General features: G+C 71.0%; 23 protein-coding genes, 1 pseudogene and 1 riboswitch. Of the genes and pseudogenes, 5 read left to right on the top strand and 19 right to left on the bottom strand.

What is annotated here, in order from left to right:
- Positions 1 to 5 precede the first annotated feature (5 nt).
- On the bottom strand, positions 6 to 911 hold the full coding sequence (locus tag DAA34_RS10145; protein ID WP_106819017.1) for an ABC transporter permease: 906 nt from the start codon (positions 909 to 911) through the stop codon (positions 6 to 8).
- Between the two features lie 30 nt (positions 912 to 941).
- Positions 942 to 1,051: riboswitch (SAM riboswitch) on the bottom strand.
- Positions 1,052 to 1,190: 139 nt separating this feature from the next.
- Positions 1,191 to 1,607: an RDD family protein gene (locus tag DAA34_RS10150; protein WP_158707699.1), complete on the bottom strand. Its 417-nt coding sequence runs from the start codon at positions 1,605 to 1,607 to the stop codon at positions 1,191 to 1,193.
- A gap of 169 nt (positions 1,608 to 1,776) precedes the next feature.
- On the opposite strand from DAA34_RS10150, the gene glnA reads away from it, so the two are divergent.
- On the top strand, positions 1,777 to 3,201 hold the full coding sequence (gene glnA, locus DAA34_RS10155; RefSeq protein WP_106819021.1) for a type I glutamate--ammonia ligase: 1,425 nt from the start codon (positions 1,777 to 1,779) through the stop codon (positions 3,199 to 3,201).
- A gap of 77 nt (positions 3,202 to 3,278) precedes the next feature.
- Here glnA and DAA34_RS10160 read toward each other — a convergent pair whose 3' ends face one another.
- The 4 genes from DAA34_RS10160 to DAA34_RS10175 form a co-directional block, all read right to left on the bottom strand.
- Positions 3,279 to 3,677: a type II toxin-antitoxin system VapC family toxin gene (locus DAA34_RS10160; protein ID WP_106819023.1), complete on the bottom strand. Its 399-nt coding sequence runs from the start codon at positions 3,675 to 3,677 to the stop codon at positions 3,279 to 3,281.
- On the bottom strand, positions 3,674 to 3,934 hold the full coding sequence (locus tag DAA34_RS10165; protein ID WP_106819025.1) for a type II toxin-antitoxin system VapB family antitoxin: 261 nt from the start codon (positions 3,932 to 3,934) through the stop codon (positions 3,674 to 3,676). The genes DAA34_RS10160 and DAA34_RS10165 overlap by 4 nt, the downstream gene beginning before the upstream one ends.
- A 51-nt stretch (positions 3,935 to 3,985) precedes the next feature.
- Entirely contained in the window at positions 3,986 to 4,651 is a 666-nt protein-coding gene (locus DAA34_RS10170; RefSeq protein WP_234354209.1) for a cytochrome c oxidase assembly protein, read from the bottom strand.
- A 123-nt stretch (positions 4,652 to 4,774) separates the two neighbouring features.
- On the bottom strand, positions 4,775 to 5,293 hold the full coding sequence (locus DAA34_RS10175; RefSeq protein ID WP_106819027.1) for a DUF2243 domain-containing protein: 519 nt from the start codon (positions 5,291 to 5,293) through the stop codon (positions 4,775 to 4,777).
- A gap of 158 nt (positions 5,294 to 5,451) precedes the next feature.
- Here DAA34_RS10175 and DAA34_RS12155 point away from each other — a divergent pair, with 158 nt between their 5' ends.
- Together DAA34_RS12155 and DAA34_RS10185 are read left to right on the top strand one after the other, a co-directional pair.
- Positions 5,452 to 6,465: an SGNH hydrolase domain-containing protein gene (locus DAA34_RS12155; protein WP_158707700.1), complete on the top strand. Its 1,014-nt coding sequence runs from the start codon at positions 5,452 to 5,454 to the stop codon at positions 6,463 to 6,465.
- Positions 6,466 to 6,545: 80 nt separating this feature from the next.
- Entirely contained in the window at positions 6,546 to 7,655 is a 1,110-nt protein-coding gene (locus DAA34_RS10185; RefSeq protein WP_158707701.1) for a sigma-70 family RNA polymerase sigma factor, read from the top strand.
- Positions 7,656 to 7,764: 109 nt separating this feature from the next.
- Here DAA34_RS10185 and DAA34_RS10190 read toward each other — a convergent pair whose 3' ends face one another.
- The 3 genes from DAA34_RS10190 to DAA34_RS12160 are packed head-to-tail and all read right to left on the bottom strand — an operon-like array spanning position 7,765 to position 12,038.
- Positions 7,765 to 9,639: a hypothetical protein gene (locus tag DAA34_RS10190; protein WP_106819033.1), complete on the bottom strand. Its 1,875-nt coding sequence runs from the start codon at positions 9,637 to 9,639 to the stop codon at positions 7,765 to 7,767.
- Between the two features lie 60 nt (positions 9,640 to 9,699).
- Positions 9,700 to 11,136 carry an ADP-ribosylglycohydrolase family protein gene (locus tag DAA34_RS10195; RefSeq protein WP_106819035.1) on the bottom strand — a complete coding sequence of 479 codons (1,437 nt, stop codon included), beginning with the start codon at positions 11,134 to 11,136 and terminating at the stop codon, positions 9,700 to 9,702.
- Between the two features lie 2 nt (positions 11,137 to 11,138).
- Complete coding sequence (locus tag DAA34_RS12160) at positions 11,139 to 12,038, bottom strand: T3SS (YopN, CesT) and YbjN peptide-binding chaperone 1 (protein WP_158707702.1); 900 nt, start codon at positions 12,036 to 12,038, stop codon at positions 11,139 to 11,141.
- A gap of 72 nt (positions 12,039 to 12,110) precedes the next feature.
- Between DAA34_RS12160 and DAA34_RS10205 the strand changes: the two genes are divergently transcribed.
- Entirely contained in the window at positions 12,111 to 12,881 is a 771-nt protein-coding gene (locus DAA34_RS10205) for an NUDIX hydrolase (RefSeq protein ID WP_199847450.1), read from the top strand.
- Positions 12,882 to 12,899: 18 nt separating this feature from the next.
- Here the strand turns inward: DAA34_RS10205 and DAA34_RS10210 are convergent, their stop codons facing one another.
- Positions 12,900 to 14,270, bottom strand: a complete 1,371-nt coding sequence (locus DAA34_RS10210; protein WP_106820085.1) for an aspartate aminotransferase family protein — start codon at positions 14,268 to 14,270, stop codon at positions 12,900 to 12,902.
- A gap of 5 nt (positions 14,271 to 14,275) precedes the next feature.
- Positions 14,276 to 15,766, bottom strand: a complete 1,491-nt coding sequence (locus DAA34_RS10215) for a CoA-acylating methylmalonate-semialdehyde dehydrogenase (protein ID WP_106819037.1) — start codon at positions 15,764 to 15,766, stop codon at positions 14,276 to 14,278.
- Positions 15,767 to 15,933: 167 nt separating this feature from the next.
- Between DAA34_RS10215 and DAA34_RS10220 the strand changes: the two genes are divergently transcribed.
- On the top strand, positions 15,934 to 16,650 hold the full coding sequence (locus DAA34_RS10220; RefSeq protein ID WP_158707703.1) for a M24 family metallopeptidase: 717 nt from the start codon (positions 15,934 to 15,936) through the stop codon (positions 16,648 to 16,650).
- A 52-nt stretch (positions 16,651 to 16,702) separates the two neighbouring features.
- Here the strand turns inward: DAA34_RS10220 and DAA34_RS12680 are convergent.
- The 8 genes and pseudogenes from DAA34_RS12680 to dnaE form a co-directional block, all read right to left on the bottom strand.
- Positions 16,703 to 17,296 (bottom strand): annotated as a pseudogene (locus DAA34_RS12680) (DEAD/DEAH box helicase family protein); the annotation flags it as partial.
- A gap of 66 nt (positions 17,297 to 17,362) precedes the next feature.
- The gene (locus DAA34_RS10230) at positions 17,363 to 17,911 is read right to left on the bottom strand and encodes a DUF6642 family protein (protein WP_106819043.1); all 549 of its coding nucleotides are present in this window, start codon (positions 17,909 to 17,911) and stop codon (positions 17,363 to 17,365) included.
- Positions 17,912 to 17,987: 76 nt separating this feature from the next.
- Positions 17,988 to 18,203: a hypothetical protein gene (locus tag DAA34_RS10235; RefSeq protein ID WP_106819045.1), complete on the bottom strand. Its 216-nt coding sequence runs from the start codon at positions 18,201 to 18,203 to the stop codon at positions 17,988 to 17,990.
- Positions 18,200 to 18,823 carry an HD domain-containing protein gene (locus tag DAA34_RS10240; RefSeq protein WP_106819047.1) on the bottom strand — a complete coding sequence of 208 codons (624 nt, stop codon included), beginning with the start codon at positions 18,821 to 18,823 and terminating at the stop codon, positions 18,200 to 18,202. Before DAA34_RS10240 ends, DAA34_RS10235 begins: the two co-directional genes overlap by 4 nt.
- A 79-nt stretch (positions 18,824 to 18,902) precedes the next feature.
- Complete coding sequence (locus DAA34_RS10245; protein ID WP_106819049.1) at positions 18,903 to 19,679, bottom strand: hypothetical protein; 777 nt, start codon at positions 19,677 to 19,679, stop codon at positions 18,903 to 18,905.
- The gene (locus DAA34_RS10250; protein WP_106819051.1) at positions 19,676 to 20,314 is read right to left on the bottom strand and encodes a SatD family protein; all 639 of its coding nucleotides are present in this window, start codon (positions 20,312 to 20,314) and stop codon (positions 19,676 to 19,678) included. The genes DAA34_RS10245 and DAA34_RS10250 overlap by 4 nt, the downstream gene beginning before the upstream one ends.
- 89 nt (positions 20,315 to 20,403) lie before the next feature.
- Positions 20,404 to 22,521, bottom strand: a complete 2,118-nt coding sequence (locus DAA34_RS10255) for a S9 family peptidase (protein ID WP_106819053.1) — start codon at positions 22,519 to 22,521, stop codon at positions 20,404 to 20,406.
- Entirely contained in the window at positions 22,518 to 26,084 is a 3,567-nt protein-coding gene (gene dnaE, locus DAA34_RS10260) for a DNA polymerase III subunit alpha (protein ID WP_106819055.1), read from the bottom strand. The genes DAA34_RS10255 and dnaE overlap by 4 nt, the downstream gene beginning before the upstream one ends.
- Positions 26,085 to 26,092 lie beyond the last annotated feature (8 nt).

Below are 26,092 nucleotides of genomic sequence, written 5' to 3' on the forward strand. Positions count from 1 at the left end.
ATGGGTCAGGAGTTGCCGCGCCACGGCGCGACGCGGTCGGCGACGGCGGCGATGGCACTGTCGATGAGCAGGCCGGAGAAGCCGATGGCGAGGATGCCGACGACGACGACGGCGGTGTTGTTGTAGGCCTGCGCGTCACGCACCATCCCGCCGATGCCCGGCAGCCCGTTGACGGTCTCCGCGGCGACGAGGGACGAGTAGGCGATCGCCACCGAGAGCCGGATGCCGGTGAGCACCTCCGGCAGCGCCGACGGGATGACGACGTGCCGTACGACGCCCGCGCGCCCGAGGCCGATCGATCGGCCCGCCTCGAGGAGCGAGCGGGGAGCCCCCAGGACCGCGCCCGCGGTGACGACGGCGACCGGCGGGAGGGCGGCGATGGCCAGCAGGATGACCTTGGGGGTCTCGTCGATGCCGAACCAGATGACGACGAGGCTGAAGTACGCCAGGGGCGGGAGGTTGCGGACGAAGGTGAGCAGGGGTTCGACGGCGATCCGCAGCGGTGCGACGACACCCATGAGCAGTCCGAGGATGAGGCCCCCCGCGATGCCGAACCCGGCGCCGAGTCCGACCCGCTGCAGACTCACCTCGAGGTGCTGCCACCAGGTGAGGCCGTTGTATCCGCCGCTGGCCGGGCTGGAGAGGTCGACGAGCGTCTGCCAGACGAGCCCGGGCGATGGCCGGAGGGTTGGATCCGGCTCGCCGGCGGCAGAGACCGCCCACCACAGGAGCACGAGGATCGCTGCCGACAGCAGGCGCAGCCCGATCCGTCCGAGGAGCGGCGGAACACCGAACCGGGGTCGGGACGCCGACGGGGACGCGGGCCGGCGCGTGGGGCGGTGCGGCTCGACACCGGCGGGCGTGGCCAGCTCGACGACGGTGGTCCCGCGCGTGGATGGCGTCGTGGACATCTGGGCTCCTCGGAGGTCGCAGGTGGTGGCCGCGTGCACTTGCCGGTGCGGGCACCGGCCTGGTCGTCGTCCCGGTGCACCCCGCTGCATCAGAGGGTTGCCGCCCAGCCAGCCGGGTCTTGACGCTGGGGCTCGTGACCGATGCATAACGTAATACATGGTCAGCGATAACGCCACCTTATCCCTATGGGCGTGTTCGACGTCGCTCGCGGAGCGAAGGTGAAGGGTGGGGCCGCGACCGGCCCGCAGTTCTCGCCCGGTAGGTCCGGGGCCGACGCCTCAGGCCTGGCCGGACTCCTGGGTCCTGCGGAGGATCGTCCCCGCGGCCATGTCGTGCAGCCCTCGGCCGTTGCCGTCCATGACGACTGCCGGGACGAGCAGGCACAGGAGCACGGCGCGGATCGTCGACTGGACCAGGGTGGGCCGAGCGCGACCGGGCGCCACCACGCCGAGCCCGATCAGTCGATGGCCGAGCGTCCCGCCGGCAAGGGCGACCAGCACCGCGTTCTCCACCAGCAGGACGACCAGCGGACCTAAGGAGCGCCACTCCGGTGGCATGTCCCACACCCGCGCGACGAGCCCGAAGGCGATGAGGTTGCACGCGGCCCAGTCGATGGCGAGGGCCAGCACCCGACGCCCGAGCTGCGCGTGGCCGGGGTCGGTCGGCGCGGCGGCGTCGGAGTCGTCGGTCGTCACGGATGAGGACCCTAGCCCGCCGACCGACGATCTCACCCTCCGACCGCGGGGTTCTGGAATGTGAGACGGCTCGCGCCTGTAACACGGCCGAAACACGCGGGTCACGGCGGAGACACGGCCCGAACGTAAGGTGGACACCGACCACGACGACCCACCCCAGGAGGATGGTGTGTTCACCGACGCCGCCGAGGTGCTGGCCTACATCAAGGACGAGGATGTCAAGTTCGTCGACATCCGCTTCTGCGACCTGCCCGGCATCATGCAGCACTTCAACGTCCCGGCCGAGACGCTCGACGAGGACTTCTTCACCGAGGGCCAGATGTTCGACGGTTCCTCGATCCGCGGCTTCCAGGCCATCCACGAGTCGGACATGAAGCTCGTGCCGGACCCGAAGAGCGCCTACCTCGACCCGTTCCGGGAAGAGAAGACGCTCATCATGAACTTCTCGATCGTCGACCCGTTCACCGGGGAGCCCTACTCGCGCGACCCGCGCAACATCGCGGCGAAGGCCGAGGCGTACCTGAAGTCCACCGGGATCGCCGACACCGCGTTCTTCGGCGCCGAGGCCGAGTTCTACGCCTTCGACGACGTCCGGTTCGAGACGAAGGCGCAGAGCAGCTACTACCACATCGACTCCATCGAGGCCGCGTGGAACTCCGGCCGCGAGGAGGAGGGCGGCAACAAGGGGTACAAGACGCGGTTCAAGGGCGGGTACTTCCCCGTGCCGCCGGTGGACCACTTCGCCGACATCCGCGACAAGATGTGCCTCAACCTGAACAAGGTCGGAATCACCGTCGAGCGCAGCCACCACGAGGTCGGCACGGCCGGGCAGCAGGAGATCAACTACCGGTTCAACACGCTGCTCCAGGCCGGCGACGACGTCATGAAGTTCAAGTACGTCATCAAGAACACGGCGTGGGAGCTGGGCAAGACGGTGACGTTCATGCCCAAGCCGATCTTCGGTGACAACGGCTCGGGCATGCACACCCACCAGTCGCTGTGGAAGGACGGTGAGCCGCTGTTCTACGACGAGCAGGGCTACGGCGGCCTGTCGGACATCGCGCGCTGGTACATCGGTGGCCTGCTCAAGCACGCCCCCGCGCTGCTCGCGTTCACCAACCCGACGGCCAACAGCTACCACCGCCTGGTCCCGGGCTTCGAGGCCCCGATCAACCTCGTGTACTCGGCCCGCAACCGCTCGGCGTGCATCCGCATCCCGATCACGGGCAACAACCCGAAGGCCAAGCGCGTCGAGTTCCGCATCCCCGACCCGTCGGCCAACCCCTACCTGTGCTTCGCGGCGCAGATGATGGCGGGCATCGACGGCATCAAGAACCGCATCGAGCCGCCGGAGCCGATCGACAAGGACCTCTACGAGCTGCCCCCCGAGGAGCACGACGCGATCGAGCAGGTCCCGACGACGCTGCCCGAGGTGCTCAAGGCCCTGGAGGCCGACCACGAGTTCCTGCTCGAGGGCGACGTCTTCACCCAGGACCTCATCGACACGTGGATCGCGTGGAAGCGCGAGAACGAGGTCGCGCCCCTGCAGCTCCGTCCGCACCCGCACGAGTTCGAGATGTACTTCGACATCTGATCGAGCGGTGAACGCGAGAGGGTCGGTGCCACGGAGTGGCGCCGGCCCTCTCGCGTGGTCAGCGCCTGACATGTGCATCACCTGCTGAGGGCAGGCCGAACGTCCGTGTGTGCGAAGTCCTCACCCTTGTACAGGAGCGGCTCGTCGGCGGTGATGGCGGCGGCATAGCTGAAACAATCGCCAAGGTTCAGGCCAGCCGGGTGCCCGCTGCCCCGTCCGAAGTCTCGATAGGCCGCCCGCGCGACGCGGGCTTCCTCCGCAGCGACGTCCCGCACCCTGACCCCCAGGACGCGCAGGAGCTCGTCGAACCGACGGCGACCGGCCGGGCTGGCTCGCCGGTCGACGACGATCCCGCACTCGACGTACGTAGCGGCGGAGATGGACAGTGACGTCGCACCGAGGAGGGTCTCCACCAGGAGGTCTGCGTCGGACTCGCCCATGACGATCGCCACCAGGGCCGACGTGTCGACGATCATCGAGGCAGTCCGTCCGAGTCATACAGGTCGGCCAGATCGGCGTGCGCCCCAGCGAGGTCCTCGGGACCGAACTCGGCCTGGAGCTGCGCGATGAGGGTGCGCGCCCGGTCGTTGGCGTCGGTGGTACGCACCTGCGTGGCCCCGGCGAGGAACCGCTCGAGAGCCTCCTCCATCACCGACACCTGGGTGCGGCCGGTCGCCTCGGCAGCCCGCCGCGCGAGCTCCTGCACCTTGGGATTCTTGATGTTCAGCGCCATGCACCCACGATACACCCGTGATACACCTCTACACCCTCCTCGTGCCCGTTGTCAGGATCGAGCGGAGACGGCCGCTGGCGGGACGGGATTGGTCACCGCGGCGCGCCGGTACCAGTCGAGGCAGAGCAGGGCGATGAGCACGACGTCGATGTAGTCGCCGCCGTAGTACATGAGCTGCGCACCGGCCTGCGCCTCGCCCGTGGGAACCCCCGCGGGCGGGTGGGCGTAGATGCGCTTGGCGAGGATCGAGTGGAGCGCGAGGAAGCCGATGAGCACCCCGGCGCGCAACCGATGGCTCGTCGGGTGCGCGACCGGGTCGACCTGGAGGATGGCCGCGGTGAAGACCCATCCGGCGAGCAGAACGTGCGCGTGGATGACGAGGTGCCACACGTTCGAGGTGTGCATCCAGCCGTGCAGCGAAGTCGTGTAGAGCAACCAGAGGCCACCGACGTTGAGCGTCGCCGCCGTCACCGGGTGTGCGATGGTGCGGACGTACGGGCTGGCGAGCACCGCCGAGAGCGAACGGGCCGCCCGCACGGGCAGCCCGCGCAGCGCGACCGTGACGGGTGCGGACAGGACGAGCAGCAGCGGCCCGGCCATCCCGAGCAGCAGGTGCCCCCACATGTGGGCGACGAAGTCGTGGGGCGCGGCGGAGCCCAGCGGCCCGACCGCGACCAGGCCGCACACCACCCCGGCGACGCGCACCCGGTGCGCCACACCGGCCATCGTCGACCCCGCCGGGCGCCCGCCACGACCGCGGCCAGGTAGGCACCGAGCAGGACGAGCAGCGCCCCGCCCAGGACGACCGCGGTCAGCGGGATCGACGACCCCGCCGCGTGCTCATGCACGGGCCGCCCCGCGACCGCGCGACCCCGACCGCCACAGCCAGGTTCCGACGACGATGAGCGCGATGGCGACGATCAACCACACGACGTCATAGACGACGAGGTTGTCGACCGGCTCGTACGGGCCACCACCGGGGGTGGTGATCGGGATCGGTTCGTACCGCAGCTGATGGACGCGGAGCAGCTTGTGGTTGATCGTGCCGTCGAACAGCTGGAAACCGCCGGCCCCGATCGCGACCGCGGGCCACCACCGCGGCAGCCGGGGACCCCCGCGCCGCCGGACGTCGGCGAGGAGGAACAGCCCGGCGACCGCCGTGAACCAGCCGAAGGCGTGGAACAGGCCGTCCGAGACGAGACCCACCCGGGTGGTCGACCGGTCGTAGAAGTGGTGCCAGTGGAGCAGCTGGTGGAAGACCGTCTCGTCGACGAAGGCGGCGACCCCGATGCCGAAGAGCACCCCGGACGTCAGCAGGCGGCGGGCGAGGGCGTCGGAGCGGGCGGGCGGGGCCGTCATGACGTCGACGGTAGTGAGGCGTGGAGCGGGCCATCACCCTCCGTAGGGTGGGTCGACGGCGTGGGCGTTCGGCGCACTCGCGGCCCGGCCCGGTTCGCCGGAGACGGTCATCGTCGCCGATGATGGGCGCGCACGCGGCTCGAGACGGAGGGTGGCGGATGAACCGCAGGGAGATGGTGGGGGCGTTCCTGGCCATCGTCCTTCTCGTTCCCTGCCTGCTCGCGGGTTGTGCCCGCTCGGACGACCCCGGTCCCCGGCCGGTGCGCGAGACCCAGACCGCCACGCAGAAGCCCGCCCGGTCCGTCTCCCGCGACCGCGCGCCGCGCCGCCAGGCACCACGCCCTCGGTACAACCGTTGGGCTGGCAACCCGGCGATCAGGCCCGCGATCGAGGCCGCGGTGGACGATGTCGCCTCCATCTACCCTTCGCAGGACCACCGGCTCGCGGAGGCGGCAGAACCCTCGACACGATCCTTCGGCGAGGGTCCGGTCAAGGTGTACCTCGTCGGCGACTCGATGATGGCCCAGTGGTGGACGCCGCTGTCCACGATCGGGAGCAGGCACGGATGGCGCCTCTACCCGCGCACGAGGTCCGGCACGGCGTTCGCCTTCCTCCGGGAAGGGACCACGCGCTCGTCGAGGGCGTACTCGGCGAAGGTGCTCGCGCACGTCAGGCGTGACCGCCCGGACCTCGTGCTCATGTCGACGACCTCCCGGGTGTCGGCCGAGGGCATCCGTGATGCGAACCGCAGGCTGCGGAAGGCCGGGGCGGGGAAGGTCATCCTCGTCGCCGACACCCCGAAGCCCGATCCCTCCGAGGCCCGCCTCGCCGATGGGGTCCCGGCATGCCTCGCGACCGCGCGGCGGGAGAAGCTCAACGCCCGCACCTACTGCGGTTTCGGCCGCCGCGGGACGAAGGACTGGGACGGCAGCACCACCCCCGCGATGCGGGAGGCGGTCAAGGGCACCGACATGGAGCTCGTCTCGATGAACGACCTCATCAACCGCGCCACCGTTCACGGGGGCACGTCGGCGCCCATCATCGACAACACCATCGTGCTGCGGGACAAGACACACCTGACGAACACCTTCGCCGTTCGCACGGAGAAGTCCCTCGAGGCCCGTCTCCGGCGGGCCGGCGCGTTCGGCATCGACGGCGACCGCGCCGGCTGACCGCCTGCCCGGGCTCGAGCACCGGCCCCCGGGCTACGGCCGGAGCGTTGTCGGACCTCGCCGGTAGGCATGTCCTTGTGATGACGACCACCCGCGACGCGCACGTCGCAGACGCCTCGGAAGTCGCCGCCGACGCCCGGCTCACCGACGCCACCTTCGCCTCGATCGTCGAGCACACGTTCCGTGAGGGTGCACGCCTCGTCCCGGCGGCCCCAACGAGCGACCCAGCCGAGGACCCGACGCCGTGGGTCGCCGGTCCGACGGCGGACGACGAGTGGAAGGACTCGCCGTCGATCGGCGCCAGCGCGTTCCAGCAGCGGTGCCGGCAGGTCGCGCTCCTCACCGCCGAGGACGAGGTGATGCTCGCCAAGCGGATCGAGGCCGGCGTCCTCGCCCGAGCGGCCCTGGATGAGCCGGTCGAGCGGAAGCGAACCGAGCGACGAGCCCTGGAGCACGTGGTGCGCGAGGGTGACGAGGCGTTCGAGCGCATGGTCCTCGCCAACACCCGGCTCGTCGCCAGCCTCGCTGCGAAGTACCTGCTCCGCGCGCACGGGGGCATGACCTTTGACGACCTGCAGCAGGCGGGCATGTTCGGCCTGATCCGGGCGGTGCAGAAGTTCGACTACACGGCAGGAACCAAGTTCTCCACGTATGCCACGTGGTGGATCCGGCAGGCGATCGGTCGGGCCGCGGACGACGAGGGTCGCCTCATCCGCTTCCCGGTCCACGTGCTCGACACGGCTCGAGCCATCGACGCTGCGCGCCGGAACGCGGGGCTCACGTGGGACGAGGCAGTGCGGACGCCCGAGGCGCTCGGTGGAGCGAGCGCGCGCGAGGTTGCCACTGCGGCGACGACCCGCCACCGGCATGTCAGCCTCGAGACGCTCGTGGAGGACCTGGACGTCGAGGACGACGCCGACAACCCGGTCGACCTGCTGGTCTCCCGCCTCGGGGCGGAGACGCTCCTAGCTGCGGCGTTCGAGCATCTCGAGGGCACCCCCGGTCTTGGCGTCAGGGCCGTCGAGGTGCTCCAGATGCGGTTCGGGATCACGACGGGTGAGCCGATGACGCTCGAGGCCATCGGCCAGCACTTCGGCGTGACGCGCGAGCGCATCCGTCAGATCGAGAAGAAGGCACGTGAGGTCCTCGTCGAGTGGGCCGAATGCCAAGGGTGGTCCGAGGTCGCGTGAACGAGCGGGCGGCCCAGCCCTCTCGTCGTCGGGCGGAGCCGCGCCTCGGACGGGTGTCCTGATCTGTGGGGCAGCGAGGCGCCGCCGACCCTGCGCTCGCCGCCGGACCTCACGCCAGCGGGGGGCGTTCGTCGTGCGTGCCGACGTGCCACAGCTCGACCTCGCCTCCGGGTAGCACCCAGTAGTGCAGCCGCCGGGCCGATGCGCTGTTCGTCTGGAGGTTGACGCGCCACATGACGGCGTCGTCCGTGGAGCGACGGACCCCGGGCGCGTTCCCGCCGTCCGCCTCGCGGTACTGGTGCAACTCCCGCCCGGGCAGATCCTTCGCGCGGTCGGTCACGACCTCGACGACGACATCGGCGACCTTCGCCTGCTTGATGCCCTGCAGTCGCTGGAGCGCATCGATGAAGTACGGACCGATCCGGAAGTCCGGCAGCGGCAGCGATCCCTGCTCCCCCACGGGCGTCCGCGACGCCCAGGACGTGAGCACGTCGTACCGGAAACCCTGCTCGGCATCGGCGAACTGGGGGCCGGCCGCTGCGCTCGGAGAGCCCTTGGCCTTGCGAAGCATCGTCCGCTGAGCCTGCAGCTGCTCCTTCTGCCGTTCCACCTGCACGCTCAGTCGCGATCGTTCAGCCCCAAGAAGCGCGATCTCCGCCGCCAAGGCGGCGTTCTCCTGCCGCAGGGCGGCAACCTGCGCCTCGAGCGCGGCCGTGGCGGCGTCAGGCCGTGGAGCAGGCACCCCGGGCTGGTCGGCGGGGATCGGAGCCACGGGCGCGGCATCGGCCGCAGGGACGGACGACGGGGCGGGGTTCACCGTCTCGGGCGGGGGCGGAACGGCGTCGTCGTACCGCCCTGACCGGTCGAGCAACCGCGGGGTCGGCGCAGGTCGCGCGAGGGCCGTCGGCACCACGGGCTCGGGGTGCACCACGGCGGGCGCGGCTGGGTTCGGCGGCACGGACGCGTCGGTCTCCGTCGTCGCTGTCTCCACCGCGGGAGGTGCGTCGACCGGCGCCGGCTCGTCCTCCACCTGCTCGACCGCAAGGAGGCTCGCCTCGTCCGTCGGCGGCATCAGCCACGGCGGGCCACCGGGCAGCAGGCTGGCCGCGGGCACGGGCTCCTCGTCGTCGTCGACGTCCAGCATCGACAACGACCACCGCGCCCCGGCGGTCGTCACCCGCGCGACGACAACCTCTCCTCTCGACAACAGCGCACGCAGGTCGTCGAGGTCGTTCCCGGTGATGGCGTCACGCGTGACCGTGACCGCCTGCCGCGGATGGAGGAACAGCTCGGCCTCCGCTTCTACGACCTCGCCCACCTCCGCGAGGACGACGTCCCCCACGCCGTAGCCGTCGAGCGCATCCCGCGGCGCCAGCACCGCCCTGCGCACGTCGAGCCAGCCCGTGCGGGAGTCGTGCAAGCCAGCCACCGCCTGGCCTACCCGGAACTGTCGCTCGATGGCGACCGCTTCCACCGCGAGCGCCGGTGCGATGGAGGCGACGCCCCCGGAACCCAGCTCGATAATCGCCCTCCCCGCGATGATGCCCTTGACGACACCCGTGACCTCACGGCGCCGCGCGGGCGGCCCACCCCCGATGAGCCCCGCCTGTGCAGCCATCCCCACCGCGTCGTCGATGAGCAGCTCGGTCGCACGTGCGCCCTCAGCCTCGCTGAAGGCGAACCGCAGGGGTGACAGGCTCGGCCTCGACGCCCACTCCAGCCCGATCGGATAGACCCTGCCGGCGCCGCCGTACACCTGCGTCATGGGTGGCATCGCGGCGGAGAAGGACCACGTGAACGGGCCGGTCGGCATGAGGACGACCTCGGCCAGGCCGTCGAGCTCACGTTCGATCATGCTGACGTCGATCCACGGCTCGGTGCGTCCCGAAGAGGTCGTCACCACGACGATCGGCTTCTTGCGGTCGACCCCGTTCAGGCGGGCGGCCAGCGCACTCGCCGCGGCGTCGTCCTCGACCCTCTTCATGGGTGCGAACCTAGCGGTGACCCCCGACAACGAGCGTCCGAGCCCGGCCGGCCGCGCTGCTCACGCCAGGCGGCGTAGGGCCCGGCGGAACTCGCTGTTCGGGCGTGCGTCCGGGAGGACTGCGCAGACCTCCCGCAGCGCCCGGTCGGGCTCGACGCCACGGAGCATCGCGTACGCCGCGGCGACCGTCGGCGTCCTGCTCTGCCCGGCAACGCAGTGCAGGAACACGACGTGGCCCTCGTCGCGCAGGTCGGCCACCGTCCGCGCCGCGTCCCGCAGCACGAAGTCGAGGTTGGGGTTCGCCTCGGGGTCGGCGCTGTCGACGAGGCGGAAGCCGACGCCGGTGAGGTCCTGCCGGATCTGCTGCGTCCCGATCCGGCACAGGCTCACGACCGCCGTCACCTCCGGCGCGAGGCCGTCGAGCGCCACCGCGTTCCCCAGCCACACCCCCTCGTCGAACGGGTGCTGCACGATCGTCGGCCGGTCACCCCAGGACGAGTAGTCGATCCGGTCGGTCCCCGGCCATCCCTGCGAGACCGGACCCCCAGCCGCCAGGTGCGCGAGCTCGACGAGCCGCTCCCCCGTCAGCCCCGGGTACCCGTGCAGGATCCGCCGCCACCGCGCCGGCACGGCCGACGCCCCCCACCGAGCGCCCAGGAGGGCCCCGGCGATCGCCGCGACCGTGTCCGTGTCGTGCCCGATCCCGATCGCCCGGGCCAGCGCGTCCTCGAGGTGGGCCCGCGGGTCGTCCTCGGGCACGGGCGTGTGGTGGATCGCCGACCACGCGGCCTGGAACGCCGTGACCACCCAGCCGTTCGGCGTGAACCGCTCGGGCTGCTCGTCCTCGGCCTCGTCGATCCGCTCGCCCCAGTACGCGGCCGCCTCCGCGTCGAGCTGCTCGAGCCCGGCCCGGACGTCGAGGTCGCCGCGCAGCACCGCGCGGCGGATCGCGTGGCACCACAGCACGCACGCCTCGCCGGCCCGCGGATCGGTGTGCGTCAGGGCGCTGACGGCGCGTGCTGCCTCGGTGAGCCCCTCCGGGTCGTCGAGGAACGGCGGTGCGACCGCGGCGGTCCGCATGAGCGACCCGTTGCCGGCCGTGCGCCCCGTCCGCTCGTGGAGTCGAGCGGCGGCCGACGTGAGGTCGGCGCCGGTCGGGTTCCTGCCGACCGCCCCCAGCACCGACCGCGTCTGGATGCCGATGTCCGGCGGGTGCGACCCGGCCCACTCGGCGAAGCGGGCCGCCACCGCGTCGAGCCCCTCGGCGCTGCGCAGGTCCACCCCGCTCGCCGCGACGTCGAGGACGCACCACGTCATCGACGTGTCGTCCGTCCACTCCCCCGGCTCGAAGTCGCCGAGCCCGCCGCCGATCATCCGTGGACCCTCCGGTCCGACGGTGGCGCAGCCGAACTCGTACCCCGCGCCGAGCGCGTCGCCCGCGGCCGAGCCGAGGACGGCGCCGCACGCGCGGTCCATCTGTGCAGTGGTCAGCTTCATGCTCATCCCTCCCGCCCGCGCACTCGCAGCGCGAGGTCGGCTCGGTTCCGGTCGATCGCCGCGAACACCCCGGCCAGCGCCCCGACGAGGTGGTCGGGCACGAAGGGCGACGACGGCAGGTCCACGGCGAGCCAGACGTCCCGCCCGCGCAGGTCGAAGCGAACGAGCGAGTGGTCCCGGTTGAGGATCGCGATCTCGGTCGCGGCCGCCCTGCGGGAGTACACCCCGTGGACGACGCGGGCGAAGACCCGCACGACCAACGAGTCGCCGATCGGCCCGACCCAGACCCTCTGTCCCGCGTGGTGGAGCACCACGTCCCCGTCGTCATCGACCTCCGGCTCCGTCTCGTAGAGCTCGCGGACGATGTCGACGAGCCGCGCGCGCAGATCCGCGGTCGTGAGGACGTCGTGAACCACGGTCGCGTCCTGCTGGTGCTCGACCGTCACCGTCTCGGTCGCCTGGATGCCGAGGTCCTGCGCCTCGTCGGCGACCGGCCCCCACGCGCGGTAGGTCAGCAGGCCCGGGTCGGGGATGCCGTACCCGTCGCGGAGCGCCAGGAGCATCTCCCGGACGATCGGGCTGTGGTCGTCGGCCGCGCGGAAGGTGGTCCATGTGTGCGCACCGTCGCTCATCCAGCCGAGCGTGGGGAGCATCTTGGCCACCTCGGGTGCCAGGCCGCCACCGCGGATGTCGCCGCGCAGGCCCTTGACCGACGGGTTCGTCGCGAGGACGACCGAGGCGTGCCGACCGCCGCCGGGCAGCTCGACGACGAGTCGGCTGGGCTCGTCGTGACCGACGGCGGACATGAGCCACCCGACGAGGTCGTGCTCGAGGTGGATCCAGTCGTACGACACCGGGGCGTCGTGATCGGCCGTGGGCCGATCGGGAGTGGAACGGGTCATGCCGCACCTCCGTGCTCGTGCGGTGCATCCCAGCACCGATCTTTTGGACGTGTCCCACGCTAAAGTAGAGGTGTGACAACGCTCCGCGGACTGGACGACTACCCCCGTCCCGGGCTGGCGGTGGACCTCGCGATCCTCACCGTGACGCGCCCCTCGGCCGACCCCGTCCTGCGCCTGCTCGTGCAGGACCGCGACGGCCCGGCCGGTCGTGCGCTCCCCGGCGGATTCGTCCGCGAACGGGCGACGATCGCCGAGACCACCGCCGACGTGCTGCGGCGCAAGGTGGGGATCGAGGCCGGATCTGCGGTCCGCCCCCGGCTGCTGCGACTCTTCGACGATCCCGGCCGGGACGACCGCAGCTGGGTGATGTCGGCCGCCCATGCCCTCACGCTTCCCGAGCAGGCGGTCGCGGGCGCCCGGGGCGACCTGGTCCGGGTCGAGCCCGATGGGACGCTCGAGGGCGAGACCGGGCTGCTGTTCGACCACGACGAGATCGTGCGCGCCGCCGTCGACGACCTGCGCGCACGCTACGAGATCCGCCAGCGCCTCATCGGTGTCCGCCCGGACCCGGACGGGTTCCTCCCGGAGCCGTTCACGCTGCTCCAGCTGCGACGCGTCCACGAGGCCGTCGTCGGGGACCGTCTCCACAAGGACAACTTCGCGCGCCGGATGAAGGAGTGGCTCGTGCCCGAGGTCAAGGGCGGCCGGGTCCAGTCCACCTCCGGTCTGCGCGGCCGCCCCGCCGCGCTGTTCCGCCGGGCACCACAGCCCGCCGGACATGCAGAAGATCGCCGAGCAGGCACAACCGGCCCCATCAAGCCCTTCTGCATGCCCGGCGGGTGAGGAACAGCCCTCGAGGCCTCAGGCGATGTGCTCGTCGGCGACGCTGAGCGCCGCGTCGAGGATCTCCAGACCGCGTCGCAGCTCGTCCTCGCTCGTCGTGCACGGCGGCACGACGTGGGTGCGGTTGAAGTGGACGAACGGCCACAGCCCGCGCTCCCGGCACGCCGCCGCGAACGCCGTCATCGGCGCGGCCGCCGGACCCGCGGCGTTGAAGGGCACGAGCGGCTCCCGGGTCTCGCGGTCCCGGACGAGCTCCACCGCCCAGAACATCCCCAGGCCGCGGACCTCGCCGACGCTGCGGTGCCGCTGCGCGATCTCGCGCAGCGACGGGCCGATGACCCGCTCGCCCATGTCGCGGACGTGCTCGAGGACACCCTCGTCCTCCATGATCCGGATGCTTGCGACCGCGCTGGCGCACGCGAGCGGGTGACCGGAGTACGTCAGGCCGCCGGGGAACGCCCGATCGGTGAAGGTGTCCGCGACCGCCCGGCTGATGACCACGCCGCCGAGCGGGACGTAGCCGGAGTTCACACCCTTGGCGAAGGTGATGAGGTCCGGCGTGACGTCCCAGTGCTGGATGGCGAACCACTCGCCGCAGCGTCCGAACCCGGCCATGACCTCGTCGGCGATCATCACGATGCCGAACTCGTCGCACAGCGCGCGCACGCCCGCGAGGTACCCCGGCGGCGGGACGAGGATCCCGTTCGTGCCGACGACCGTCTCGAGAAGGATCGCGGCGATCGCCTGCGGCCCCTCGACCATGATCGTGTCCCGCAGGTGGGCCAGCGCCCGCTCGCACTCCTGCTGCTCGTCGGCCGCGTGGAAGGCAGAACGGTAGGCGTACGGGCCCCAGTACCGGACGATGCCCGGGACGCCCGGCTCGTTCGGCCAGCGACGCGGGTCACCGGTGACGGCGATCGCCCCTGCCGTCGCGCCGTGGTAGCTCCGGTACGCGGCCATGACCTTCTGCCGGCCGGTGTGCAGCCGCGCCATCCGCAGCGCGTTCTCCGTCGCCTCGGCCCCGCCGTTGGTGAAGAACACCATCCCGTCGTCGAACGGGCTCTTCTCGACGATGAGCCGTGCGGCCTCGGACCGGGCGTCGTTGGCGAACGCCGGGCTGATCGTCGTCAGGCGGCCGGCCTGCTCCTGGATCGCCTCGATGAGCCGGGGGTGGTTGTACCCGATGTTGACGTTCACCAGCTGGCTCGAGAAGTCGAGGTAGCGGTTGCCGTCGTAGTCGGTGAAGGAGGAGCCCTCGGCGCTCGCGATGGGCAGCGGGTCGATCGATCCCTGCGCCGACCACGAGTGGAAGACGTGGGCGCGATCGTCACGGCGGACACGGGCCTGGTCGGCCTCACGGACGTCCTTGAGGTACGGGGACTCGGTCATCGCGATCACCGGGTCCGCGGGAAGCCGAGGTCGATCGTCGAGGTCGCCGGGTCGGGCCAGCGCTGCGTGACGACCTTGCCGCGGGTGTAGAAGTTGATGCCCTCTGGCCCGTACATGTGGGTGTCGCCGAAGAGGCTGTCCTTCCACCCGCCGAACGAGTAGTAGGCGACGGGGACGGGGATCGGCACGTTGATGCCGACCATTCCGACGTGGACGTCGTGCTGGAACGCGCGGGCGGCACCCCCGTCGCGGGTGAAGATCGCCGTGCCGTTCGCGTACTGGTTGGAGTTGATGAGCTCCAGGCCCTCCTCGTACGTCTCGACGCGCACGACCGACAGCACCGGGCCGAAGATCTCGTCGGTGTAGACGGTCATCTCGGGCGTGACGTGGTCGAGCAGGGTCGTCCCGAGGAAGTAGCCCCCCTGCGGGTGGTCGCCCGTCCGCCCGTCCGCGACGAGCGTCGCGCCCGCGGCCTCGCCGGCGTCGATGTACCCGCGCACCTTGTCGCGGTGCTCGGCGGTGATGAGGGGCCCCATGTCGGTGCCCTCGGCGGCGCCGTCGCCGACCCGCAGGCCCGGCAGGCGCTGGGCGACCTTCGCGACGAGCTCGTCGCCGATGTCCCCGACGGCGACCGCGACGGACAGCGCCATGCACCGCTCCCCCGCCGCGCCGTACGCCGCGGACACGAGGGCGTCGGCGGCCATGTCGAGGTCGGCGTCGGGCAGGACGAGCGCGTGGTTCTTCGCGCCGCCGAGCGCCTGGACGCGCTTGCCGTGGCTCGTGCCGGTCTCGTAGATGTACTTCGCGATCGGGGTGGAGCCGACGAAGCTGATCGCGGAGACGTCGGGGTGGGTCAGGAGCGCGTCGACCGCCTCCTTGTCGCCGTGGACGACGGTGAAGACGCCGTCGGGGAGCCCGGCCTCCTGCCAGAGCCTGGCGATCCAGTTCGCGGCGCTCGGGTCCTTCTCGCTCGGCTTGAGGACGAAGGCGTTGCCGCAGGCGATGGCGTTCGCGCACATCCACAGCGGGACCATCGCGGGGAAGTTGAACGGGGTGATGCCGGCGACGACGCCGAGCGGCTGGCGCATCGAGTACACGTCGACGCCGGTCGATGCCTGCTCGGAGAACCCGCCCTTGAGGAGGTTCGGGACGCCCGTGGCGAACTCGACGTTCTCCAGCCCCCGGGCGATCTCGCCGGCGGCGTCGGAGAGAACCTTGCCGTGCTCGGCCGTGATGATCGCGGCGAGCTCGTCCGTGCGCTCGTGCAGCAGCTGCCGGAACGCGAAGAGGACGGCGCTGCGTCGGCTGAGGCTCGACTCGCGCCAGGCGATCGCCGCCTCCTTCGCCGAGGCGACGGCGGTCGCGACGTCGTCGGTGCTGGCGAGGGCGACCTCGGCGGTCTGCTCGCCGGTGGCGGGGTTGTGGACGGGGGCGGTGCGGCCGGAGGTACCGGAGGCCTCAGCGCCGCGGATCCAGTGCGGGATGAGCGTCGTCATGGGGCGACCATAGGGGTGGACGGGGGATGTTCGCCACAACGGAATCCGTCGAATTGGCGCGCACTTGCACGGTTCTCCAGCATGATCCTCCGCTGGAGCGACGGACTTCGGCGGATTTCGGGCCGGTGGCCACGTGTTCCCAACCGAGCGCCCGGTACCGTCGGGGCATGAGCGACGAGGGCCAGACCGCGGGCACCGATGACGACCGGCTCGCGGCACTGCGGGAAGCCGAGGCGAAGGCGTTCGCGATCTTCGACGCGGTGGAGTCGCGGGGGTTGATCCGCGGGGGCCGGTCGGAGCGGGAGATGTCCGACGAGATCCGTGACATCGCCAAGGGCGAGCTCGGCACGCGCCGGTTCTGGCACAAGCGGATCCTGCGTGGCGGTCCGAACACGGTCCACCCGTACTCCGTGAACCCGCCCGAGCACGTCCTGGGCGAGAACGACATCTGCTTCGTCGACCTGGGGCCGGTCTTCGCCGAGTGGGAGGCCGACATCGGACGGACGTACGTCGTCGGCGACGACCCGGAGATGCACGCGATCGCGGAGGCGGCCGAGCGGATCTGGGTGGAGTCACACTCCGCGTTCCTCGCGGCGCCGGGCATGACCGGGGCCGAGCTGTTCGCCGACGTCCGTGCGCGGATCGCGGAGGCGGGCTACGAGCACGCGGAGAAGCACGTCGGACACCTCATCGGGTCATTCCCGCACGCGCGGATTCCGGACGACGCGAAAGCGAACTATCTCGCCCCGGGCAACGACCGACCCCTGCGGGGCGCCGGCCCCGACGGACGCCGGCTGTTCTGGATCCTCGAGGTCCACCTGCGGCACCGCTCCGGCGCGTACGGCGCGTTCGTCGAGCGTCTGCTCGACGACCGCGGACGATGACGAGATCCCACTCGCTCTGCTCGAGCTGGGCGCGCAGGTCCTCGTTGCGGGAGAGCTGGTCCATCCGGGCGATGAGGAGCGGGTGCTTCTCGAAGACGGAGGTGTGCATCGCCGCGGTGACGGACTCACGGGTGAGGATGTCGAAGGAGAGCCCGAACTTGAGGAACAGCTCGTCCTGCCACTGCTCGACGAGCCCGCCAGGCGCGACGACGAGGCAGCGCTTCACGTCGTCGCGGAGCAGGAGCTCCTTGATGTAGAGGCCGGCCATGATCGTCTTGCCCGCGCCGGGGTCGTCGGCGAGGAGGAATCGCAGCGGGGTGCGGGGGAAGAGCTCGCCGTAGACGGCCCGGATCTGGTGCGGGAGGGGCTCGATGTTGCTCGTCGCGACGGCGAGCATCGGGTCGTAGAGGCCGGCGAGCTGGATCCGCTGGGCCTCTGCGGCGAGCTTGAACTTCTCCGGGTCTGCGTCGAAAGGCGCACCGGCGGCGTGGACATGCGCGAGGGCCGCCTCGTCGGAACGGAAGAGCACTCGCTGAGCGAGGCTCCCCTGCGGATCGGTGTACGTCAGGCGGACGGCATCGGGGCCGTACGACTGCGCTGCGACGACGGTCACCAGGCCGCCGGGGACGACCCCTGCCACCCGCATGTCGGGCCGAATGTCTTCCAACCGCACTCGTCGTCCTCCCTGATTCTGACACCGGACACGCTCTCGTTACCGCACCTCAAAAGCGAAACCCAGCCGATCGATGAGCTCGCCGTAGTTCTTTTCGAGATACTTCTTTGCGGATCCCAGGTAGGTGAACTGGGTGATGACGTCGAAAAAGATCAGCTCAAAACCGAGCCCCTCGAGAAACTCCACCGGTTTGGTGAACCCGCTGACCGCCCTGCAATGAAACGCGTCAAGGATCTCTTCGCTCCTTCCTTCGCCCCTGAGGACTGAGCAACCGCTGAAGTGAATCGTCTTCTCCGCGAGACCCCGGCCGCTCAGCTCGTCAGCGAGCTTCACGAGGTCGATGTCATCCTTCCCGATGGAGATGCCCCCGGGATAGCCGTGCATACCGAAGTACCCGATCTCGAACTGGCCGTGCTTCTTCAGGCTCCACTTGCGGAGGGCCTCGACGAGGTCCGCGCGTCGGTTGATCTGCAGTCGGACGAAGTTCGCCGCCTGCGACTGGCCTAAGGCCTCGAACAGCGGGAGGACCGTACGCCGGTCGGCGACATCCGATGACCACGGCGCCTCCATCGCCCAGATTCCGGGCACCTGACGCTTCACGTTCCATCACCCCTGGGACTCCAACCGCGGACAGCGGACGTCCCGAACCTAAACCCTCCGGGATTCATCCGCCGTCGGCTGCGGATCGCTTTCCGCGCTCTAGTCCAACGGTGTGGCCGCAGTCGCGGCAGCGGGAGTCCCACGTCGCGGGGGTGATGACGCAGCCGCCGAGCTCGAGGTTCGGGTCGCGCTCGACCGCCTCGGCGGTCTCGACGGTCGGCAGGCCGAGCACGCACCGGACGACGGTCTCCGAGCCGCACTCCTCGCAGGTGACCGTCATCGGGCGTCGCCGTCCTCGACGAGGCGCACCAGCTCGGTCAGCCCGGCCCGGAGCTCCCGCGCCAGCCCGGCGAGGCCCGGGTCGTCGGCGGCTCGCGCCTCGTACGTCTCGACGAGGGACCGGTAGTACCAGAGGTGGTCCTGCGGGTCCGAGGTGCGGAAGCGCTGCCAGAACACGGGCCCCTCGGTGCGGAGGTCGGCGATCGTCGCGCGCAGGTTGTTCAGCTTGTCCGCGGCGCTGACGAGCTGAACGTCGACGGGCTCGTCCCCGAGCGAAGCGACGTACGCCCGCTTCCGCTCGTGCCAGGGCGGCTTGGCCTCCCCCGCCGCCGGCATCGCATCGGACAGCGCCCGGACGATCCCGGCGACCTCGCCACCGAACTCCGCCTCGACCCGCGCGAGAGTCTCCTCACCACCCTGGTCCTCGGCCGTGTCGTGCAGGAGCGCCGCGCCCACGTGCTCGGTCCGACCGCCGTGCTCGAGGACGAGCGCCGCGACGCCCCACAGGTGCGCCATGTACGGGATGTCGGTGCCCTTGCGGGCTTGGTCTCCGTGCTCGCCCAGGGCGAAGGTGAAGGCCGACTGGACCGTGTCCCAGTCGATGTGCCGCGGTGCCGTCATGCCACTCCCTCCCGGAGCGGGACCCTGCGCCCCGTCCTCGATCTCGAACCTACGGGGCAGGTCCGACAACGGTGATGCCTCAGCGCCCCAGACCGACCGAGGCGAGGGCGACGAGCCAGCTGACGAAGCTGCCGACGAGGAAGTACTGGGTCAGGGCATGGATGCGCATGTCCGGCGCCGCGCCGTCGTCATCGGCCCGGCTGCTGGACTGCAGCTCGGGGAAGCGGATGAGGCCCTTGGCCGCGATGACCAGGCTCGCCGCCGTCACCTGCCCCGCCAGCCCCAGCCCGAGGATGAGCACCCGCTCGAGCGGACCGAGCAGACGCCCGCCGCGGATCTCCTCCGACGGCTCGGTCCCCGGCGGCCGCAGCGCACCGATGCTGCGCAGGACGAGCCGGACGACGAGGTTGCCGGTGCTCAGCTGGACCAGCAAGAGACCGGCGACGAGCAGCGCCTTCGTCGGCGTCGGCACGTGCGCTCCGGGCCACTGCACCCCCTGCAGCCACCGCGCCAACGGCCCACCGAGGGGCGACGCCCCGCCGGACAGGGCGAGCAGGAGCAGGAGCGTCCCGCCGAGGACCCCGAGAGCCGCACCCGCCGGGACCCGGTCCTCCCGGGCACCGGCCGATGTCACCCGCCACGCGACGACGCCGACGACGGTGATCGCCAGCGCGAGCAGATCTCGTGGGTGGACGAGCCCGCCGGTGAGGTGCAGGACGATCGCGACGGCCACCCCGGTCGCCGCGCTCGCGCTGGTGACGAGCGTCGCCGGACGCGGGTGCCGGTCGTCCGACAGGACGGACCCGACGAGGTCGGCCAGCCCGATCGCGACGAGCGCCACGGCGAACCAGGTCACGGCAGCCCCGCGAGATCGGTCGCGACGACGCGCAGCACGTCGACGTCCGCGCGGGTGGCGCGCTGCGACACCGCCGACTGGCTGATGCCGAGCCGGTCAGCGATGTCCTGCTGCCGTTCGCCACGCATGAGACCTCCCAGGACCGATCGTGCGGTGTCGGGAAGTGATCCCACCACGGCGTCCCGACAACGGACGGCGACGTCGGCCGCCCATGCGACGGGATCGTCCTGCGCGGCTCGTACCCCGGTCCGCACGCCGCTCGACCCGGGGCGCGTGGCCGTCTCCTCCGCGGCCTGGAGCGCCTCTCGCGCGGCCCACCACGCGGGCCCGTCCTGGACGTTCGTCGCGGCGTCGAGCACCTCGAGGGTCCCGACGCCGATGCCGGCCCGGGCGTCGTGCTCCGGCAGGAGCAGCAGCCGCACCCGCCACGCGGCGTCGATGGCCCCACCGAGGGTCGCGTAGACCCCTTGGGCCTCGTCCCCGACGACGACCGCCAGCGGCTGGATCGCGCCCACCTCCTCGTTGACCTGGTTCAGTGCCGCAGCGAACCGGTCGTGAAGATCCTTCCGGTCCGACGCCTGGCGCGAGCGGACGAGATCGAGGATGACGGCGACGCGTCGCTCGGGGGTGGCCACGAGCAAACCGTACCTGATACGGGCATAGATATCAGGTCATCGCTGATATCGGGCGGGGAATCATGCCAACGCTCATATCGGGGACGCCATCAGGCGCTGAGCCCCAGCTGGTCGAGGACGAACGCCCACTCCCACGCAAGCTGGTGCCAGGCGTCGTACCGGCCGCTGCGCCCGCCGTGCCCGGCCTCCATCTCGGTCCGCAGAAGGATCGGCCGCTGCACCGGGTCGTTCGTCACCGTCTCCCGCAGCCGGGCGATCCACTTCGCCGGCTCGGTGAAGAACACCCGGGTGTCGTTGAGCGAGGTGGTCGCGAGGATGGCGGGGTACTCGACCGGTCGGACGTTCTCGTACGGCGCGTACCCCTTCATCACCGCGTACACGGCCGCGTCCTCGAGCGGGTTGCCCCACTCCTCCCACTCCCCCACGGTGAGCGGCAGCTCCGGCCGGAGGATCGTCGTCAAGGCGTCGACGAAGGGCACCGCGGCATGGACCACGCGGAAGAGTCCCGGGTCGAGGTTGACCGCCGCGCCGATGAGGAGACCGCCCGCGGACCCGCCCTCGGCGGCGAGGCGGTCGCGGGCGACCCACCCGGCGTCGACGAGGTGACGCCCGCAAGCGACGAAGTCGGAGAAGGTCGTCGGCTTGGCGTTCAGCCGGCCCTGCTCGTACCAGGCGCGGCCCATCTCGCCGCCGCCACGCACGTGCGCGATGGCGAAGACGACCCCGCGGTCGAGCAGGCTGAGCCGGGCGACCGAGAAGTAGGGGTCGGAGGAGATCTCGTACGAGCCGTACCCGGTGAGCAGACCGGGCGCGGTCCCGTCGGGCTCGACATCCCGCCGCCGGATGACCGACAGGGGCACCTGCGCGCCGTCCTCGGCGGTGACCCACTCGCGGGTCGCCACATAACGCTCGGGATCCCAGTCGCCGCGCACGGGCTGGCGGCGCAGCAGCGTCGACCCACCCGTCGTCAGGTCGACGTCGTGCACCGACCGCGGCCCGACCCACGACTCGTGGACGACGCGCACGACGGGCGAGGCCGCGTCCGGGGTGTCCGAGGCGCTCGTCGAGGCCAGCGGGTCGCCGAGGTCGACGATCCGCACCTCGTCCGGCGCGATGGCGCGATCGGTCACCGTGGGCAGCAGCGCGAGGGCGGGCACACCGTCGTGCCGCAGCCCGAGGACGAGCGCCCGGTCGAACGCGTCGACGCCGGTGAACCGCTGGCCGGGCTCCGACGACAGGAGCGGCACCCACGCCTGCGGGCCGGTCGCGTCGATCGGCGCCCACGCGAGGTCGCCGTCGGGCCGGTCGGCGGTGTGGATGACGTAGAGCCCGTCGTGGTGCGGCTCGATGTCGTACTCGACGCCCTCGCGGCGGGGGGCGACGCAGCGGAAGGGCGCCTCGGCGTCCTGCGAGTCGAGCAGCCACACCTCGCTCGTGTCCTTCGAGCCGAGCGACAGCACGACCCACCGCTCGTCGCGCGAGCTGCCCAGGCCCATCCAGAACCGCTCGTCGCTCTCGTGGAAGACCTCGACGTCGGCCGCACGGTCCGTACCGACCCGGTGCCGGTGCACCCGGTGCGGCCGCCACGCGTCGTCGACCTCGACGTGGAAGAGGTGCTCCCCGTCGCCGGAGAACGCGAGCCCGTACCCCGCGCCGGTGATCGCCGTGTCGAGGACGTCACCGGTGGCGAGGTCGACGACGGTGACGTCGAACCGCTCGTCCCCGGAGAGGTCGACGGCGTACGCGAGCCGCCCGTGGTCCCGGCTGACGACGAGACCACCGAGCGAGAAGAAGTCGTGGCCCTCGGCGAGCGCGTTGCCGTCGACGAGGACGACCTCGCCCGGCAGCCCCTGACCGTCGGCGGGCACGGGGACCGGGTCGCCCTCCGTCCGGGGCGCGCGGCAGTGCACCGCGTACTGCTGACCCTCGACGGTGCGCGAGTAGTACCACCACGGCCCGTCGGCGACAGGGACGGCGACGTCGGTCTCCTGCACCCGGGAGCGGATCTCCTCGAAGATCGCCTCGCGCAGCGGAGCGAGGTGGGCCGTGCGGGCCTCCGACCACGTGTTCTCGGCCTCGAGATGGGCGAGGACCGCGGGATCGTCCTTGTCCCGAAGCCACTCGTACGGGTCGTCGACGACGTCGCCGTGGTGCTCCCGGCGGTGCTCGCCGCGCGCCGCGACCGGCGGGGTTGGCCCGGCCGTCACGCGGACACCCCCCGCGGGCCGAGCAGCGCCTTGAGGTCACCGAAGAGGGCCTCGGTCGCGTCGACGTTGTAGTCGGTGCTCAGCCGCAGCAGCACCGACCGGCCGTTCTGGACGAGCCGCACGTGGACCTCCGTCGACCCGGGATGCTGGGCGAGGATCGACCGCAGCTCCGCGATCCGCTCCTCGGTCGCGCGGTGGGTGTCCATCGTCAGGACGATCGGTGGCCTGGGCCCGTCGCTCACGTCGAGGACGGTCAGGTCCTGCGCGTGCAGGGCCACCGAGTCCTCGTCCCGCTTCACCCGTCCCCGGATGGAGCAGACGAGATCGGCCTGCAGGATCGTCGAGACCGTGAGGTAGGAGCTGGGGAAGAAGAGGCACTCGATCGAGCCCTCGAGGTCCTCGAGCGTGACGATCGCCCAGAGGTCGCCCTTCTTCGTTCGCTTCAGCTGCAGCCCCGTGACCAGGCCCGCCACGGTGACCGTCGACCCGTCCGGCCTGCCGGCCTCGGGATCGGTGAGGGCCGCGACCGTGAGGTCGGCCGCCCGGTGGATGACGTGCTCGATGCCGAACAGGGGGTGGTCCGAGACGTACAGCCCGAGCATGTCCCGTTCGTGGGCGAGCTTCGTCGCCTTGTCCCACTCGAGGTCGGGGATCGGCGGCAGACCAGCGAGCGAGTCGGTCCCGGAGTCGTCGTCCCCGCCGAACATGTCCCACAGCGAGTCCTGGCCGATCGCCTCCTGCTTCTTCACGGCGACGAAGTGGTCGACGTACTCCTCGTGCCGGATCGTCACGCCCTGGCGGGGATGCCCGAGCCCGTCGAACGCCCCGCCCTTGATGAGCGACTCGATCGTCCGCTTGTTGCACACGACCGCCGGGCACTTGGAGAGGAAGTCGAGGAAGGAGGTGAACGGCCCCTGCTCCTCGCGGGCGGTGACGATCGCGTCGACGACGTTGCGCCCGACGTTGCGGATCGCCTCGAGCCCGAAGCGGATGTCGGAGCCGACGGCGGTGAAGTTCGCGACCGACTCGTTGACGTCCGGCGGGAGGACCTTGATCCCCATCCGTCGGCACTCCCCCAGGTACAGGGCCGACTTGTCCTTGTCGTCCCGCACGCTCGTCAGCAGCGCGGCCATGTACTCGGCCTGGTAGTTCGCCTTGAGGTAGCCGGTCCAGTACGAGACGACGCCGTACGCCGCGGTGTGGGCCTTGTTGAACGCGTAGTCCGAGAACGGCAGGAGGATGTCCCACAGGGTCTTCACCGCGTCCGCGGAGTAGCCGTTGTCCAGCATCCCCTTCTCGAAGTTGACGTACTCCGCGTCGAGGACCTCCTTCTTCTTCTTGCCCATGGCGCGCCGGAGGAGGTCGGCGTTGCCGAGGGTGTACCCGGCGAGCTTCTGGGCGATCTCCATGACCTGCTCCTGATAGATGATCAGGCCGTAGGTCATGCCGAGGATCGGCGTCAGCGCCTCGGTGAGCTCGGGGTGGATGTAGTCGACCGGCTGCTTGCCGTTCTTGCGCAGCGCGAAGTTCGTGTGCGCGTTCGCGCCCATCGGGCCCGGACGGTAGAGCGCGAGCGCCGCGGAGATGTCCTCGAAGTTGTCCGGCTGCATGAGCCGCAGCAGGGTCCGCATGCCGCCGCCGTCGAGCTGGAAGACGCCGAGGGTGTCACCCCGACCCAGGAGCCGGTAGGTCGCCGGGTCGGTCATGTCCTTGCTCAGCGCGTCGAGGTCGATCTCCTCGCCGCGGTTCTGGCGGACGTTGTCGATCGCGTCGTCGAGGATCGTCAGGTTCCGCAGACCGAGGAAGTCCATCTTGACCAGCCCGAGCTCCTCGCAGCTGGGGTAGTCGAACTGCGTGATGACCTGCCCGTCCTGCAGCCGCCGCATGATCGGGATGACGTCGATGAGCGGCTCGCTCGACATGATGACGCCGGCAGCGTGGACGCCCCACTGGCGCTTCAGGCCCTCGAGACCCTTCGCCGTCTCGATGACCTCGGCCGCCCCCGGCTCGCTCTCGACGAGCGCGCGGAAGTCGACGCCCTCGCCGTAGCGCGGGTGGCTCTCGTCCCAGATCTTCGACAGCGGGACGCCCTTGCCCATGACGTCCGGCGGCATCGCCTTCGTCAGCTTCTCGCCCATGGCGAAGGGGTGCCCGAGGACGCGCCCGGCGTCCTTGACGGCCTGCTTCGCCTTGATCGTGCCGTAGGTGACGATCTGCGCGACCCGCTCGGAGCCGTACTTCTCCGTGACGTAGTGGATGACCTCGCCCCGCCGGCGCTCGTCGAAGTCGACGTCGAAGTCGGGCATCGACTTCCGCTCGGGGTTGAGGAACCGCTCGAAGATGAGGCCGTGGGGCACGGGGTCGAGGTCGGTGATGCCCATCGCGTACGCGCACATCGACCCGGCACCGGAACCGCGTCCCGGGCCCACCCGGATGCCGTTCGTCTTCGCCCAGTTGATGAAGTCGGCGACGACGAGGAAGTAGCCCGGGTACCCCTTGCCGACGATGACGTCGATCTCGAAGTCCGCCTGCTTCTGGGCGTAGTCCGGGACGCCGTCGGGGAAGCGCCGCCGCAGGCCGGCGTTGACCTCCTTGATGAACCAGCTGCGCTCGTCCTCACCCTCGGGGCAGGGGAAGCGCGGCATGTACCGCCCCTCCCCCTCGGTGAAGGAGACCTCGCACATGTCGGCCACGAGCAGGGTGTTGTCGCACGCCTCCGGCAGCTCGCGCCAGATCTCGCGCATCTCCGCGGGCGACTTCACGTAGTACCCGTCGCCCTCGAAGCGGAAGCGGCCCTGGTCCAGCAGCGTCGAGCCCGAGTTGATGCACAGCAGCGCGTCGTGGGCCACCGCGTCGCCCTTGCGGGCGTAGTGCAGGTCGTTCGTCGCGAGCAGCGGCAGGTTGAGGTCCTTGGCGAGCCGGAGCAGGTCCTCCCGGACGCGCCGCTCGATCTCCACCCCGTGGTCCATGAGCTCGCAGAAGTAGTGCTCCGCGCCGAAGATGTCCCGGAACTCGGCGGCGGCCGCGAGGGCCTTGTCGTACTGCCCCAGGCGGATCCGGGTCTGGATCTCCCCCGACGGGCACCCGGTCGTCGCGATGAGCCCGTCGCCGTAGGTCGAGAGCAGCTCGCGGTCCAGCCGCGGCCACTTGGCGTACACCTGGTCGAGCGAGGCGATCGAGCCCATCTTGAACAGGTTGTGCATGCCCTGGTTGTTCCGGGCGAGCAGGGTCATGTGGGTGTACGCGCCACCGCCGGAGACGTCGTCGCCCGGACGGGTCCGCTCGTCCCCCCACTTCACCCGGGTCCGGTCGCTGCGGTGGGTACCGGGCGCGACGTACGCCTCGAGCCCGATGATCGGCTTGACGTCGTACTTGCGGGACTTGGACCAGAACTCGTACGCGCCGAAGAGGTACCCGTGGTCGGTCGTCGCGATCGCCGGCATGCCCATCTCCTGGGCGATGGAGAACATGTCGTCGATCCGCGCCGCACCGTCGAGCATCGAGTACTCGGTGTGGTTGTGGAGGTGGACGAAGTTCTTCTCGCGGGGCAGCTGATCGGACATCGGGCCGA

It is taken from the genome of Janibacter massiliensis, assembly GCF_900289115.1.
GTDB classification, from domain to species: domain Bacteria; phylum Actinomycetota; class Actinomycetes; order Actinomycetales; family Dermatophilaceae; genus Janibacter_A; species Janibacter_A massiliensis.